Source organism: Bacillus sp. JH7, from assembly GCF_001563515.1.
GTDB classification, from domain to species: domain Bacteria; phylum Bacillota; class Bacilli; order Bacillales; family Bacillaceae_G; genus Bacillus_A; species Bacillus_A cereus.
The window spans coordinates 980925-997688 of the sequence record NZ_LPUS01000001.1 but is presented as its reverse complement, the minus strand read 5'-3'; the positions used below and the strand labels follow the sequence as shown (position 1 = coordinate 997688).

Here is a 16764-nt window from a genome sequence, read left to right as displayed (position 1 = left end):
TATTTTCAGATACATCGTAAAAGTTGATTATAGTTTTATTCCTTTTGGAAGTTTTCCATCTGGACTAATTAATGCTGCAGAGAATTCATCTGTAAACATGTTACGAATTAACCCATCTACATTTTCTTTTGTTACAGTGTTTACACTTTCGATAATCTCATCAAGTGAACGATGCTTACGAAGTAGCAATTCATTTTTACCATTACGGCTCATACGACTATTCGTACTTTCTAAACTTAACATTAAGTTTCCTTTTAATTGCTCTTTACTATTAATAAGCTCTTTTTCTGTAATACCTGTATTTTTCAATGTTTCTAATGTTTCTTGCATTGTTTCATACAGTGTATCTAATTGTTGACTACCTGTTCCACCATACAGTGTTAACATACCTGTATCTTCATAAGAAGAATGGTAAGAAAATACTGAGTAAGCTAACCCACGTTGCTCACGTACTTCTTGGAATAAACGGCTACTCATACTACCGCCTAAAACGTTATTTAATACAATTAAGTTATAAATATCTTCGTGTCCCATTTGTAAGCCTTTATATCCTAAACATAAATGAGCTTGTTCTGTTTCCTTTTTACGTGCTACTTTGTTAAAATGGAAAATTGGACTATGTACTTGTTCACGGTTTGTTGTTCCTTCATAACTACCGAAATATTGCTCTACCGTTTGTAAGAAGGCTTCATCAATATTTCCTGCAACTGAAACAACTACATTTTCAGGTGTATAATGATCCTTAATATATTGGCGTAGCGTATCACCTGTAAACGTATCAAGTGTTTCTTCTGTTCCTAAAATAGGATATCCAAGCGGATGCGTTTCATATGTTGCTTTCGTTAACATATCATGCACAATATCGTCTGGAGCATCTTCGTACATTTTAATTTCTTCACATACGACATTCTTCTCTTTTTTCAATTCTTCTTCATCAAATGTTGAATTAAAGAACATGTCAGCTAATACATCTAAAGCATATTTAGCATGTTCATCTAGCACTTTTGCATAGTAACAAGTGTACTCTTTTGAAGTAAAAGCATTCACTTGCCCACCAATACTATCAAATGATTCTGCAATTTCGCGTGCACTACGTGTTTCTGTCCCTTTAAAGAACATATGCTCTAAAAAGTGAGAAATCCCGTTATTTTTTTCATTTTCATTTCTTGATCCCGCATGGATCCAAATACCAATCGCAACCGATCTTACAGTTGGTATATTCTCCATAACTATTCTTACACCATTTTTACAAGTATATTTTTTAATCAAAAACTTTCCTCCTACTGCCAGTTTCTCTAAATAAGTGCTATTATTTAATGATAACAAGTTTAAGGATGAATGTCATGCAAATGTATTTAATCCACACGTTTTTCATCCAGTAATTCTGTTATATTCCCTACTTTATATCCTTGTTCCTTCAATTTTTTAATCATTGTATCTAATGCTTCTGCCGTTGACGAAGTAGGATGCATTAATACGATAGCACCTGGGTGTATTTTTCTCATTACTCTCTGCAATAGTACATCTGGCTCAGGTCGCTTCCAATCGATTGTATCGACAGTCCACATAATCGTTCCCATTTGGAAATCATCAGCGATTTTCACGACTTCATCCCGAAAACTTCCACTCGGCGGGGCAAACCATCTCACCTTTTGATTCGTAGCAGCTTCAATCATTCGATTTGTTTTTTGTAACTGCTCTCGTATTTCATCAGACGATAGCGTTTTCATATTAGGGTGCGTATAAGAATGATTTCCGACTTCTTGATTTGCATCGACAATCATTTTTGCAAATCGTAAATTTTCTTTCACCCAACGTCCTTCTAAAAAGAAAGTCGCCTTCACATCATGCTTTTTCAATATTTCTAATATACGAGGCAAATACTCGTTTCCCCATGCCACATTTATTGTTAATCCCACCATCTTTTTATTCGGATGCCCCCTATAAATTGGAGCAGGTGATAAATCTTCTAAGTGGACACTCGGTGATACTTCCTTAAATTCAAGGTGTTTTTGATCAAATTCCTTTAGCTTCTTCATATTGTTATAGGATGCTTCCATATCAACTTGTCTTCCATTATATCCTGGTGTTGCTTTCCATATCTTATCAATCATCGCATTTTGAGGTGCAATCTCATATTGTTTTGCATGCTTTTGAATTTCTTCATATAAGTTATCCTGTGCAAAAACAGAATAAGAGCCTAAACTGACATATAAAGAAAATATACATATGTATGCCAATATACGAACTTTCATATAAACCCTCCCAAATTAACTATATAAAAAAACATTTTTCTTCTTATCTTTGTTAATTTGAGCGTTATAATGAAAACTATACCTATACTGACATAAAAATATATATAAATCATATTTTTACATAACAAAAAAAGCCAGTTAAACTGGCTTTCGCTTATTGCTGCTCTTGTTTGTTTTCTTCTTTAGCAGCTTCTTTTTCTTGCTCTTCTTTTAGCAATACTTTTCTAGATAGATTAACACGACCTTGCTTGTCAATCTCGATAACTTTAACCGTAATTACGTCACCGATTTTTACAACGTCTTCTACTTTACCTACACGCTCAAGTGCAAGTTCAGAAATGTGAACTAATCCATCTTTACCGCTGAATAATTCAACGAAAGCACCGAATTTCTCAACACGTTTCACTTTTCCTTCGTAGATTTCACCTACTTGTACTTCGCGAACGATATCTTCGATAATTTTCTTAGCTTTGTCGTTCATTTCTTGGTTTATTGAAGAAATGAATACTGTGCCATCTTGCTCGATGTCAATTTTAACGCCAGTTTCTTCAATAATTTTATTGATTTGTTTACCGCTCGGTCCGATAACGTCACGGATTTTATCTGGATTAATTGTCATTGTAATAATCTTTGGAGCGTACGCTGATAATTCAGTGCGTGGCTCTGGAATAACAGATAACATATGATTTAGAATGTGCACACGACCAACTTTCGCTTGTTGTAATGCCTCTTCTAAAATCTCACGAGATAGACCATCGATTTTAATGTCCATTTGTAGTGCAGTTACACCTTGTGCTGTACCTGCTACTTTAAAGTCCATATCACCTAAATGATCTTCCATACCTTGAATATCAGATAAAATTGTGTAATGCTCACCAGTTTTAACTAGACCCATTGCAATACCTGCAACTGGAGCTTTAAGTGGAACACCAGCATCCATCATTGCTAAAGTACTACCACAAATACTTGCTTGTGAAGTAGAACCATTTGATTCTAAAACTTCAGATACAAGACGTACTGTGTATGGGAAATCTTTTTCAGATGGAATTACAGGCTCAAGTGCGCGTTCTCCTAGTGCACCGTGACCGATTTCACGACGACCTGGTCCACGCATTGGTCTAGTTTCACCAACACTAAATGATGGGAAATTGTAATGGTGCATAAAGCGTTTTGATTCTTCTACACCAAGACCATCTAAAATTTGCACATCGCCTAATGCACCTAATGTACAAATACTTAATGCTTGTGTTTGTCCACGAGTGAACAAACCAGAACCGTGTGTACGAGATAAAATGCCAACCTCTGATGCTAATGGACGGATTTCGTCACCTTTACGGCCATCTGGGCGGATTTTTTCAACTGTAATAAGACGACGTACTTCTTCTTTTACAATTTTATATAAAATCTCATTTACTTGTCCTAATGTATCAGCGTCAGCTTCCTGCGCTTCGTAATGCTCAATAACACGCTTTTTCACTTCGTTAATTGCATCTTCACGTGCATGCTTCTCATGTACTTGAATTGCTGAATGCATATCTTCTTCAGCCATTTCACGTACAGCTTGGTTAAGATCAGCGTCAACTTCATAAAGTTTCACTTCTGTTTTCTCTTTACCTACAGCTTGTACAATCTCTTCTTGGAATGCAATTAGACGTTTAATTTCGTCATGACCAAACATAATTGCTTCTAACATTGTTTCCTCAGGCACTTGATCTGCTCCTGCTTCAACCATGTTAATTGCATCTTTCGTACCAGCTACAACAAGGTGAATATCACTTTGTTCTTGCTGTTCTACTGTTGGGTTGATAACGAATTCGCCGTTAATACGACCAACTGTTGCACCCGCGATTGGACCTTCAAATGGAATATCTGAAATCGATAACGCTAATGAAGAACCAAGCATAGCTGCCATTTCAGAAGAACAATCTTGATCAACACTCATTACGATGCTGACAACTTGTACTTCGTTACGGAAACCATCTGCGAAAAGTGGACGGATTGGACGGTCGATTAAACGACTTGCCAAAATTGCTTTTTCACTTGGACGACCTTCACGTTTAATGAAACCGCCAGGAATTTTTCCGACTGCATATAAACGCTCTTCATAGTTTACTGTAAGTGGGAAGAAATCTACATTTTTTGCTTCTTTTGATGCAGTTGCTGTAGATAGAACCGCTGTATCGCCATATCTTACTAATACTGCTCCGTTCGCTTGTTTTGCAAGCTGACCAGTTTCAACTGTTAGCTGGCGACCAGCTAAATCTATCGAGAAGACTTGCTTTTCTTGACTCATTTAAGTACCCCTCTCAATTTAAAGTATTCAATTCTTCTATGTAAATGGATAGTATATCACAATATTCTACCTCTAGTATTGCCTAAAATTAAGTAAGCTATAAAGCGTAGAAGATATATTTTTACCTAACAAAAAAGCGGGAATATTCCCGCTTCTTTGACTATCGACGTAAGCCAAGCTTTGTGATTAATTCACGGTAACGTGTGATATCGCTATTACGAAGGTAAGTTAGTAAGTTACGACGTTTACCAACCATCTTTAATAGACCACGACGTGAATGATGATCTTTCTTGTGAGTACGTAAGTGCTCGTTTAGAGTGTTAATTTGCTCCGTTAGGACAGCAATTTGAACCTCTGGAGAACCAGTATCAGTCTCATGAGTTCTAAATTGTGCAATGATTTCATTTTTACGCTCTTGTGTTAAAGCCATCCTATTTCACCTCCTATTAATTAAACCCCCAATTACCTAGCAAGCGTCGGTGAGTCGCAATGCCAAGCAATGGTTGTCATAAAGTACATAACATAGAATACTACTTTTCATTTGAAAAAGCAAGTATATTCTTTTCGCTCACAAAATATTCTTGGGCTGTTTTCTTATCTTTTGCGATTTGTTCAACTAACTCATCAATACCGTTGAATTTCTTTTCTGCTCTTATACGCATATGCCACTCTACTGTAACATTTTGATCGTATATATCTTTGTTAAATTCAAATAAATGCACTTCAATTGATAATTGACGCTCATCTTCTTTAAAAGTCGGTTTATATCCAATATTACATACACCATCGTACCATTCACCGTGAACTTTTAATCTCACTGCATAAACACCTACAGGTGGCAATAAATACTCATCACTTAAACCTACATTAGCTGTTGGAAAACCAATTTGACGTCCACGTTTGTCGCCGTGTATAACTGTTCCCGCTACAGTATAGGCTCTACCTAAAATAGATGGAATTTGCTCCATTTCGCCATTTCGAATTAACTTTCGTAATGCTGTAGAACTTACTTTCTCTTCTTGAAATTCAACTTTTTCAATCACAGTCTGTGTAAACTCCCCTCTTGCATGAAATGGTAAAGTCTCCATCTTTCCTTTTCCTAAACGTCCATATGAATAATCAAACCCTGCTACTACATGCTTTACATTTAAACCAATAATATAATCATCTACAAATTGTTGCGGTAATAACCCTGCAAATGATTCATCAAATTTAATTACATATAATATATCGATTCCTAAGCTTTCGACTATTTTTTCTTTATCGCGCATCGGTGTAATATACTCCACATGCGCATCCTTTTTTCCTAAAACAACAGATGGATGAGGATGAAATGTCATAACTGCACTTTTATATCCTCGGTCGTCCGCTATTTTTTTCGCAGTTCGAATTACACATTGATGTCCTAAATGAATGCCATCAAAAAATCCTAATGCCATTACAGTAGGTGGTAATTCTAATTTATTTTGTTCATGTGGATGAGTTAAATGAATAAGTTTCACGCTTGAATTCACCTTTTTCTGTAATAATCCTTCCAATAATTCATTATAGCTTTAGTTCTTGATTATTCACAAGTACTTTCATCGGCTTTAACATACCAGGATGTTTCGGATGATGTTCATAAATTGCTAAGCAACGATCATTTTTATCAAACACTGTAATAAATGGTGCTGTTATTTCTAATTCATTTTTTAAGAACATACCATTCTTTATTTTCTCTGCTTGCTTTTCATCTACAACCATTTTTGGAAACTTACTTAATGCTTCATCAATTGAAATGAAGATAGACTCTACTGTTCCATTTTGCACGTTTTCTTCAATTTCTTCAAATGATATGCAATCTTCTAATAAAAATTCACCAGATGCCGTTCTTATAAGGTGCGACATATGTGATGGGAAACCAAGTTTTTCCCCGATCATTACAGCTAACGTTCTTACATATGTTCCTTTACTACACGTTACACGGAAACGGAATGAAATATTTTCTCCTTCAAAAACTTCACGATCATCAAGTAATATGAATTCATGAATTGTAATTGTACGAACTGGACGTTCCACCTCTTGCCCTGCTCTTGCATATTCGTATAATTTTTTCCCGTTTACTTTTACAGCCGAGAACATTGGTGGCATTTGTTCAATCGTGCCTGTTAATTCCGCAAGGACTTTCTCTACTTCCTTACGAGTAATAGTACGATCTACATTTTTCGTTTCAACAACCTCACCAGAAGCATCTTCAGTTGTCGTTGAAAACCCTAATGTTACTTCACCTTCATATGTTTTCGTTTCACTTGTTAAAAATTGTGCAATTTTCGTTGCTCTTCCAACGCAAATTGGTAATACTCCTGTTACATCAGGGTCTAATGTTCCCGTATGACCAATTCTCTTTTCTCGCAATATCTTTCTTAATTTAAATACACAATCATGTGATGTCATGCCTTTTGGCTTATGTAATAATACTACACCTTCCATATATGTTCACCTCATCATAATTCTCTCGTAGTAAATATCCAAAACTTATTTTGCATTGAAAAAATGGATAGACAAATGTCTATCCATTATTCTTCACGTTTACCGTCTTTATTAATTTCATGTAAAAGTGTATCAATTCGATGACCATATCCGATAGACTCATCAAACTCAAAGGTAATTTCTGGTGTTTTACGAAGACGAATACGTTGGCCAATTTCTGAACGAATAAAGCCTTTTGCCTTCGCTAAACCTTTTAAAGTATTTTCTTTCTGTTCTTCATCACCTAAAACAGAAATATATACTTTAGCAATTTGTAAATCACCACTCACTTGTACATCAGTTACTGTAACAAATCCAATACGTGGGTCTTTAATTTTACGACTGATAATGTCGCCTAATTCTTTTTTCATTTGCTCGCCCACACGGTTCGCACGTAATTTCATAACTCTTCACCTCATTCAATACCATTCCAAATGTGTTATTGTACGTTCAATTTCAGGAAATGAATCGATGTACTCAAGTACACGATTCATTTCTTTCTCACAGATAACACGATTTGAGGATACGGAAACAATTGCAATTTCTGTACGTTGCCATACATCTTGGTGCCCAACTTCAGAAACAGCTACATTATAGCGCTGTTTTACACGAGTTAACACACGTTGTAAAATTGCACGTTTCTCTTTTAAAGAATGCACATCGTAAATCATACACTCGAATGAGAGTGAAGCGATAATCATCGCTTCACTTCTTCCATAATGTACGCTTCAATGATGTCCCCTTCTTTAAGATCATTATATCTCTCAATTGTAATACCACACTCATAGTTTTGTGCAACTTCTTTTACGTCGTCTTTGAAACGTTTTAACGTATCAAGTTGTCCTTCGAAAATTACTACGCCGTCACGGATAATACGTACGCCACTATCACGCGTAATTTTACCGTCTGTTACGTAGCAACCTGCGATTGTTCCAACTTTTGTTACTTTAAACGTTTGACGAACTTCTGCTTGACCGATTACTTTTTCTTCGAATTCTGGATCAAGCATACCTTGCATAGCTGCTTCAATCTCTTCGATTACTTTATAAATAATACGGTGTAAACGAATATCAACGTTCTCTAATTCAGCTGTACGCTTCGCGTTCACATCTGGACGTACGTTAAATCCAATTACAATTGCATTAGATGCAGAAGCTAAAATGATATCAGATTCTGTAATCGCACCTACACCAGTGTGAATGATTTTAACTTTTACGCCTTCAACATCAATTTTACGAAGTGATGCTGCCATCGCTTCAACAGAACCTTGTACGTCTGCTTTTACGATTAAGTTAATTTCTTTTACATCGCCCTCTTGGATTTGTTGGAATAAATCTTCAAGGCTTAATTTAGATTTCTCACCACGTTGTGCAACTAACGCTTCTTGTGCACGTGATTCACCAATTTGACGAGCTTTCTTCTCATCAGCAAATGCCATGAAACGATCTCCAGCCTGTGGTACTTCGTTTAAACCAGTAATTTCAACAGGAGTTGATGGACCAGCAACTTTTACACGACGACCAATATCACTTACCATTGCACGAACACGTCCGAATGAAGTTCCAACAACGATTGGATCTCCAACTCGAAGCGTACCATTTTGAACAAGTAATGTCGCGATAGTTCCTTTACCTTTATCAAGCTGTGCTTCGATTACTGTACCAGTTGCATAGCGGTTTGGATTTGCTTTATATTCTTCTACTTCACTTACAAGAAGGATCATTTCTAGTAAGTTGTCAATGCCTTCGCCTTGAATTGCAGAAATTGGTACGAAAATAGTATCTCCGCCCCAAGCTTCTGGAACTAATTCATATTCAGTTAGTTCTTGCATTACGCGATCAGGGTTTGCAGCTGGTTTATCCATTTTATTCACAGCAACAATAATTGGTACTCCTGCTGCCTTCGCATGGTTAATTGCTTCAACCGTTTGTGGCATAACACCGTCATCCGCTGCAACAACAAGGATTGTAATATCCGTTACTTGTGCCCCACGAGCACGCATCGTTGTAAATGCTGCGTGACCAGGTGTATCTAAGAATGTAATCTTCTTATCGTTTACTTCAACTTGATATGCACCGATATGCTGAGTAATTCCACCCGCTTCGCCTGCAGTTACTTTTGAGTTACGAATAGAATCCAGTAATGTTGTTTTACCATGGTCAACGTGTCCCATGATTGTAACTACAGCTGGACGTTCTTTTAAGTTCTCTTCATCATCTTGCTCATCAATGAATGTTTCAAACTCAGTCTCGCTTACAATTACTTCTTCTTCTACTTCAATACCGTAGTCGTTAGCAATTAACTCAATTGTATCTTTATCCAAGTCTTGGTTAATTGTTGCCATAATTCCAAGCATGAAGAGCTTCTTAATAATTTCAGATGGCTCTTTGCTTAATTTTTTAGCAAGATCTCCTACTGTAAGGCTTCCAGAGAAAGTAATTTTATCTGGTGTTTCTACAATTTGAGTTTGTTGTCTACCAGCAAAGTTCTCTTGACGTTTGTCTTCGTTTCCTTTGCCTTTTTTCTTTTTCTTATTGCTGTTCTTTTTACTGCGAACAACTTTTTCTTCTACTTCAAACTCATCTGCAACAGAAGGTTTTTCAGTTTGATATTCATTATCTAATTTATTTACTACTTCATCGTCTAACATTGTCATATGATTCGAAACCTCGATATTCATTTCTTTTAGTTTTGTCATAAGATCTTTACTTGAGATATTATGTTTTTTTGCATATTCATGCACTCGAATTTTACTCATACCTTCACCCCCGGTAATTTGTATCGAGCATGCTACGCAGCTTTTTCGCAAAGCCTACATCTAACACAGCTACAACGACTCGCTCATCTCTCCCAATCGCATGCCCTAATTGTTGTCGATTTTCGACCTTTCTCATTGGTACGTTGTAGTACGTAGTTTTATCTGTGATGCGTTTTGTAGTATTTACTGACGCATCTTCAGATAGCAATACAAGTTTTGCTTTGCCACTTCGTACTTCTTTTAAAACGAGTTCTTCACCCGAAATAATTTTCCGAGCCCGGTTTGCTAGTCCTAAAAACGATTTCCAATCGGACACTTATTTCGACTCCTTCTCAACAAGCTCAAGAAGCTCTTCATATAAAGAACCGTCGATTTTCGCTTTTAGATGATGTTCCAAAACATTTTTCTTTTGAGCTTGAAGAATGCTCTCCTTGTCCTTCGACAAGTAAGCACCTCGTCCTGATTTTTTCCCAGTTAAATCAATGGACACTTCTCCCTCTTTGGAACGAACAATGCGAACGAGCTCTCGTTTTGATTTCATTTCTTGCGTTGCAACACATTTTCGTAACGGAACTTTTCGATTGCTCATACTCATCACCTCTATTCGATTTCGTCTTCCACTGAATCGAATCCAAATGCGATTACGCTATCTTCTTCTGTTACAATACCAAGTTGTTTCGCATCAGACTCACTCTTAATATCAATTTTCCAGCCTGTTAATTTAGCTGCAAGACGTGCATTTTGTCCACGCTTACCGATAGCTAATGATAACTGGTGGTCTGGAACAACTACTGTTGTCGCTTTTTCTTCTTCATCTACAAGTACTTTAACAACTTGTGATGGGCTTAATGCATTTGCAACATATTCAACTGGATCATTTGACCAGCGGACGATGTCAATTTTTTCACCTTTTAATTCGTCTACAATGCGTTGTACACGTTGCCCTTTTGGTCCTACACAAGAACCAACTGGATCAACATCAGTGTTCTCTGCATATACAGAGATCTTAGAGCGATCGCCAGCTTCACGTGCTACAGAACGAATTTCTACAGTTCCATCATAGATTTCAGGAACTTCCATTTCGAATAAACGTTTTAAAAGACCAGGATGTGTACGTGATACGTAAATTTGTGGTCCTTTTGTCGTTTTTTCTACTTTCGTAATGAATACGCGAATACGATCATGTGGTTTGTATTGCTCATTAGGCATTTGCTCACTTACAGGTAATAAAGCTTCTACTTTTCCTAAGCTTACATAGATGAAACGAGCATCTTGACGTTGTACAATACCTACCATAATATCTTCTTCACGGTCACTAAACTCAGAGTAAATAACACCGCGCTCTGCTTCACGCACTCGTTGTGTGACAACTTGTTTTGCAGTTTGTGCTGCAATACGACCAAAGTCTTTTGGTGTTACTTCAATTTCTAGTACGTCACCATCTTGGTAGTTTGGATTAATTTGTCTTGCTTCCTCTACAGAAATTTCAAGACGTGGATCAAACACATTGTCTACTACGTCTTTACGTGCTAAAACTTGAATTGTTCCCACTTCTGGGTTAAAGCTCACACGAACGTTTTGTGCTTGATTAAAATTGCGCTTATAAGCAGAGATTAAAGCTGCTTCAATCGCATCAATAATAATGTCTTTGCTAATGCCTTTTTCAGATTCTAATACGAGCAAAGCATCTAATAACTCAGTGCTCATGAAGATCCCCCTTCTAACTAAAACGTAACAGCAAGTCGCGCATTTGCGACTTTATCCATCGAAATTTGGATTTCTTTTTTACGTGTTTTAATTGTTAATAATAATGTTATTGTTGTACCATCGTAAGAAAGCAGTTTTCCTTCAAACATCTTTTCACCATCAATCGGCTCATATGTTTTAATTGCCACTTGTTTTCCTACCGCTTGCTGGAAGTCTTTTTCTTTCTTTAATGGGCGTTCCGCTCCAGGAGATGATACATCCAAAAAGTAAAGATGAGGAATTGGATCCTCTTTATCTAAAGCTTCGCTTAAACGTTCACTTACCGCACCGCATTCTTCAATGTCGACTCCCTTTTCAGAATCGATGAATACGCGTAAGAACCAGTCTTGTCCTTCTTTCACATACTCTACATCTACAAGTTCAAGATTTAACTCTTCAACGATCGGCTGCGCAAATGCTTCTACAACTTCTGTGACTTTCTTATCCATAAACAGCCTCCTTCCTGCCGTCATGTACCATTTAAAAGAAGAAGACCCCGCCACTTTAAAAACGGTCTATCTTATTCTTTCTCGTTAGCTAACAAAAGCCCCTGCTGTTCAGCAGGGATTATCTGTCTTAGTATTACCAAATTTAAGAAGTAAAACTTGTAACAAAATATGTATATACGACAGAAATCTTTTACCTATCTACGTAGAGAAAACATAGATAGTAACACGAAAGAGTGGGTTTCCCCACTCTTTTCTTTACACAATATACATGACATGGTTATCTCGGTTAATAGTATATCATAGGAAATGTTGATTTGCAAAGACTTTTCCTACCTACTAGAACAGTGATAACTGGTTTTGATCCGGTAAATCTCCTAAACAACCTTGACTATCTAAATACTCAATAATTGTTTTCGAAACCTTACTACGCTGCTGCAAGTCCTCTTTTGATAAGAAGTCTCCATTTTTACGTGCTTCCACAATACTTAAAGCTGCGTTTGTACCAAGACCAGGTACCGCATTAAATGGAGGAATTAATGTGTCTCCATCAATAATAAATTCTGTTGCATGTGAGCGGTATAAATCCACCTTTTGGAATGAGTATCCACGCTCACACATTTCAAGTGTCATTTCTAGTACTGTTAATAAACTTTTCTCTTTCGGCGCAGCATCTAGTCCCTTTTGAGCAATTTCATCAATTCTTGCACGTATAGATGCTGAACCTTTCGCCATTGCCTCTACATCAAAATCATCTGCACGAACTGTAAAATATGCGGCATAGAATAACAGTGCAAAATGTACTTTAAAGTATGCGATACGTACAGCCATAAGTACGTAAGCAGCCGCATGGGCTTTAGGGAACATGTATTTAATCTTCTTACATGAATCAATATACCAACCTGGTACATTATTATTTTTCATGTCTTCTTCCCATTCTTCCGGTACACCTTTACCTTTACGAACCGACTCCATGATTTTGAAGGCTAATGATGGATCTAGACCTTGATAGATTAAATATACCATGATGTCATCACGACAACCGATAACTTCGCTCAGCGTACATGTACCGTTATAAATTAACTCGTTTGCATTACCAAGCCATACGTCAGTACCATGTGATAGTCCAGAAATTTGGACTAACTCTGAGAATGTCGTCGGTTTCGTCTCTTCTAACATCTGTCTTACGAATTTTGTACCAAACTCTGGTATACCAAGTGTACCTGTTTTACAGTTAATTTGCTCTTCCGTTACCCCTAACGATTCTGGACCAGAGAAAATTTTCATTACTTCTGGATCATCCGTTGGGATTGTTTTCGGATCAATACCACTTAAATCTTGTAACATACGAATAACGGTCGGATCATCGTGTCCTAGTATATCAAGTTTTAATAAATTATCATGAATCGAGTGGAAATCAAAATGCGTTGTTCTCCATTCAGCACCAATTGAATCAGCTGGGTACTGTATTGGTGAGAAATCAAAGATATCCATGTAATCTGGCACAACGATAATACCGCCTGGATGCTGTCCTGTTGTACGTTTTACACCGGTACACCCTGCTACTAAGCGATCAATCTCTGCATTTCGAATCGTTAAGTTATGATCATTTGCATAACCTTTTACATATCCGTAAGCAGTTTTTTCCGCAACTGTACCAATCGTTCCTGCACGATATACATAGTCTTCACCGAACAGTACTTTCGTATAGTTATGGGCACGTGGTTGGTATTCCCCGGAGAAGTTCAAATCGATATCGGGCACCTTATCTCCTTTAAATCCAAGGAACGTTTCGAAAGGAATGTCATGTCCATCTTTTACATATGGAATATTACAAGCAGGACATTCTTTATCTGGTAAGTCAAAACCAGAACCTACAGAACCATCATTAAAGAATTCTGATTGCTTACACTTCGGACATACATAGTGTGGTGGTAATGGGTTTACTTCTGTAATTTCCATCATCGTTGCAACAAATGATGACCCTACCGATCCACGCGAACCTACTAGATATCCGTCTACTAACGATTTTTTCACAAGCTTATGTGAAATTAAATAAATTACGGCGAATCCATGCCCAATAATACTTTTTAATTCTTTTTCTAAACGTGCTTCTACAATTTCCGGTAGCTCTTCACCATAAATGCTACGCGCCATTTTATAACTCATATCACGCGTTTCATCATCAGCACCTTCAATTTTCGGTGTGTATAGATCGTCTTTTACTGGATGCACATCACCAATTAATGACGCAATCTTTTGTGTATTTGTTACAACAACTTCTTTCGCTTTGTCTTCACCTAAGAATGAAAAACATTCTAACATCTCATCAGTTGTACGGAAATGTACTGGCGGTAATGAATGTCGATTTAACGGATTGGCTCCGCCCTGCGAACTGACTAAAATTTTACGATACATCGCATCCTCAGGGTCTAAATAATGCACGTTTCCTGTAGCAACAACTGGTTTATCTAACGTCTCACCTAGTTTTACTAAGTTAGAAATAATTGTTTTTAATTGACCTTCGTCTCGAACAAGCTCACGTTCTACTAAATGACGCAACACCTCTGGAGGCATTACTTCAATGTAATCATAGAACTGGGCAATTTCTTCTACCTCTTCAGGTGCCTTTTGCATCATTGCCTCGAACACTTCACCTTTATCACAAGCCGTTCCTACTAAAATTCCTTCACGATATTTTTTTAATAGTGACCTCGGCACACGTGGTACACGGTAAAAGTAATTAAGGTGAGAATATGAAACAAGTTTATATAAATTTTTCAATCCAACATCCGATGTGGCAAGTAACGTCATATGACTTGGACGGCCACGCTTATACGCATCCCCTTGTCCCATGCTATCATTTAATTGATCGTGATATTCAAATCCCTTTTCAATTACGTCTTTCAACATTTTCACAAGTAAATATCCCGTCGCTTCTGTATCATAAATCGCACGGTGATGTTGTGTTAATTCAATATCAAGTTTTTTACACATCGTATTTAATCGATGATTTTTCATTTCTGGGAATAAGAATCGTGCAAGTTCTAACGTATCAATAACTGGATTATTCGTTTTTTCTAGTCCAGCCTTTTTAAAACCTACGTTAATAAAGCCCATATCAAAGCTCGCGTTATGGGCAACAAGTGTATGGTCGCCCATCCATTCCTCAAACTTTTTAAACACTTCGTCCACTTCAGGTGCATCAGTTAACATATCATCCGTAATACCTGTCAATTCAATAATCGTCGCTGATAATGGTTGATGTGGATTTGCGAAAGATTCAAAGCGGTCAATAATTTCGCCACCCTTTACTTTTACGGCAGCCAACTCAATGACTGTATCGTATACAGCTGATAAACCTGTCGTCTCAACGTCGAAAACAACATACGTTTCCTCTGCAAGTAAACGATGCGCTTCGTTATACGCTATCGGTACACCATCATTAACTAGATTTGCTTCTACACCATATATAACTTTAACTCCAGCCTTCTTCCCTGCAGAATACGCCTCTGGGAAAGACTGAGCCACGGCATGATCTGTAACCGCAATAGCCTCATGTCCCCATTTACCAGCTTGAGCAACAAGCTTAGAAACTGGAGTGACAGCGTCCATTTGACTCATCGGAGTATGGAGATGCAGCTCTACTCGTTTTTCGCCTTCTGGTGCTTTATCTTTACGAGACGGTCCTGTTATTTCATTAATATCATTTGCAATCATTACTAAATCTCGAACGAATGTATCGTTTTGAACAGAACCACGTGCTTTCACCCACATTCCTTTTTTCAAGGATTGCAGCATCGGAATATCTTCTTTGTCACGCGAGAACATTTTGATCATAATAGAATCCGTATAATCCGTTATTTTTAAAGTTAATAACGTACGCCCACTACGAAGCTCTTTTGTTTCTACATGGAAGACATATCCTTGAACCGTTTTTCTTCTTTCTTCATCTTGAATTTCTCGCATCGGTGTAATCTCTTCATCTGGCTTAATAAGATACCCGAGTGTAATCGGTCCTTCATACACAACGCTGCTTTCTTCAGCTTGCTTCTTCGCCATTTCTTCCATAGCTTGTATAACACGCTCACGGTCTTCTTGCTGCGTTTGTTCACGAAACTTTTGCATTTCTTCTGTATTTTGCTGTATATGTGTGTCTAACTGAAAACGCGGGAATCCAAAAACTTCGTATTGATCCCCTACTGGTTTCGCAACGTTTTTCTTTAAAGCCGTAGACTCTAGCTCGTTATTTACATTTATTAACAACTTCACTCCATTCACCTGTGGAAGCTGCTTCTTTAAGTATGCGAACATAGGTGAAAATGTAATTCGTTCCGTACAAAGCGGCCAATACGCCCTCACTTCTTCTTCTGTAAATTGTTTATTCTCTGTTTCTAATGCAAATGTTGTTCTTGCAATATGAGAAAATGATTGCTTAAGCTTTGTTTCTAGCAATTCATATAATTCTGTAGGCAAAATACGTGGCACTTGTAAATCAAAATGCCAACTTTTATTCGCTTTATCAATAACGAGCCTTTCAATACCACCGCCTTGTAAATATTGATTTATAAGGTCGTCTGGTATTTGCAACTGCTGGAGCAAAATTTGAAATCGCTCTTGTTGTTCATTTGTTAAAGACATAAGCACTCTCCTTCCATTTGCTATTATAAATTGAAACGTACCACAAAGAAAGATTTCTCACCTCTTCTTTTACAAAATACGTTTACAAAGAAAGAGAAGGTACCCCATTACGAGGTA

General features: G+C 37.2%; 14 protein-coding genes. All 14 read right to left on the bottom strand.

Annotated elements, in window-relative coordinates:
- Nucleotides 1-27 precede the first annotated feature (27 nt).
- The 14 genes from AU379_RS05330 to AU379_RS05265 all read right to left on the bottom strand — a co-directional run bounded on the left by AU379_RS05330 (nt 28) and on the right by AU379_RS05265 (nt 16647).
- The gene (locus tag AU379_RS05330) at nt 28-1269 is read right to left on the bottom strand and encodes a pitrilysin family protein (RefSeq protein ID WP_000592989.1); all 1242 of its coding nucleotides are present in this window, start codon (nt 1267-1269) and stop codon (nt 28-30) included.
- An 86-nt stretch (nt 1270-1355) separates the two neighbouring features.
- The gene (locus AU379_RS05325) at nt 1356-2255 is read right to left on the bottom strand and encodes a polysaccharide deacetylase family protein (protein ID WP_000868232.1); all 900 of its coding nucleotides are present in this window, start codon (nt 2253-2255) and stop codon (nt 1356-1358) included.
- Nucleotides 2256-2409: 154 nt separating this feature from the next.
- Entirely contained in the window at nt 2410-4548 is a 2139-nt protein-coding gene (gene pnp, locus AU379_RS05320; protein ID WP_000076754.1) for a polyribonucleotide nucleotidyltransferase, read from the bottom strand.
- Between the two features lie 160 nt (nt 4549-4708).
- Nucleotides 4709-4978: a 30S ribosomal protein S15 gene (gene rpsO, locus AU379_RS05315; RefSeq protein WP_001229392.1), complete on the bottom strand. Its 270-nt coding sequence runs from the start codon at nt 4976-4978 to the stop codon at nt 4709-4711.
- A gap of 100 nt (nt 4979-5078) precedes the next feature.
- A complete protein-coding gene (ribF, locus tag AU379_RS05310) occupies nt 5079-6050 on the bottom strand; it encodes a bifunctional riboflavin kinase/FAD synthetase (protein ID WP_000766704.1) in 972 nt (323 codons plus the stop codon).
- Between the two features lie 43 nt (nt 6051-6093).
- Complete coding sequence (gene truB, locus AU379_RS05305) at nt 6094-7017, bottom strand: tRNA pseudouridine(55) synthase TruB (protein ID WP_000399348.1); 924 nt, start codon at nt 7015-7017, stop codon at nt 6094-6096.
- Nucleotides 7018-7103: 86 nt separating this feature from the next.
- A complete protein-coding gene (gene rbfA / locus AU379_RS05300; RefSeq protein ID WP_000776437.1) occupies nt 7104-7460 on the bottom strand; it encodes a 30S ribosome-binding factor RbfA in 357 nt (118 codons plus the stop codon).
- A 15-nt stretch (nt 7461-7475) separates the two neighbouring features.
- Complete coding sequence (locus tag AU379_RS05295; protein ID WP_000582363.1) at nt 7476-7757, bottom strand: DUF503 family protein; 282 nt, start codon at nt 7755-7757, stop codon at nt 7476-7478.
- The gene (gene infB / locus AU379_RS05290; RefSeq protein ID WP_000036343.1) at nt 7754-9814 is read right to left on the bottom strand and encodes a translation initiation factor IF-2; all 2061 of its coding nucleotides are present in this window, start codon (nt 9812-9814) and stop codon (nt 7754-7756) included. The genes AU379_RS05295 and infB overlap by 4 nt, the downstream gene beginning before the upstream one ends.
- A 4-nt stretch (nt 9815-9818) precedes the next feature.
- Nucleotides 9819-10130, bottom strand: coding sequence for a YlxQ family RNA-binding protein (locus AU379_RS05285; protein ID WP_001286524.1), 312 nt, complete (start codon nt 10128-10130; stop codon nt 9819-9821).
- Nucleotides 10131-10403, bottom strand: a complete 273-nt coding sequence (locus AU379_RS05280; RefSeq protein WP_000071127.1) for a YlxR family protein — start codon at nt 10401-10403, stop codon at nt 10131-10133. It lies immediately after the preceding gene.
- An 11-nt stretch (nt 10404-10414) separates the two neighbouring features.
- Complete coding sequence (gene nusA / locus AU379_RS05275; protein WP_000102604.1) at nt 10415-11521, bottom strand: transcription termination factor NusA; 1107 nt, start codon at nt 11519-11521, stop codon at nt 10415-10417.
- 17 nt (nt 11522-11538) lie between these two features.
- Nucleotides 11539-12009, bottom strand: coding sequence for a ribosome maturation factor RimP (gene rimP, locus AU379_RS05270; protein WP_000359096.1), 471 nt, complete (start codon nt 12007-12009; stop codon nt 11539-11541).
- A 336-nt stretch (nt 12010-12345) separates the two neighbouring features.
- On the bottom strand, nt 12346-16647 hold the full coding sequence (locus AU379_RS05265) for a PolC-type DNA polymerase III (protein WP_000060005.1): 4302 nt from the start codon (nt 16645-16647) through the stop codon (nt 12346-12348).
- Nucleotides 16648-16764: the final 117 nt, after the last annotated feature.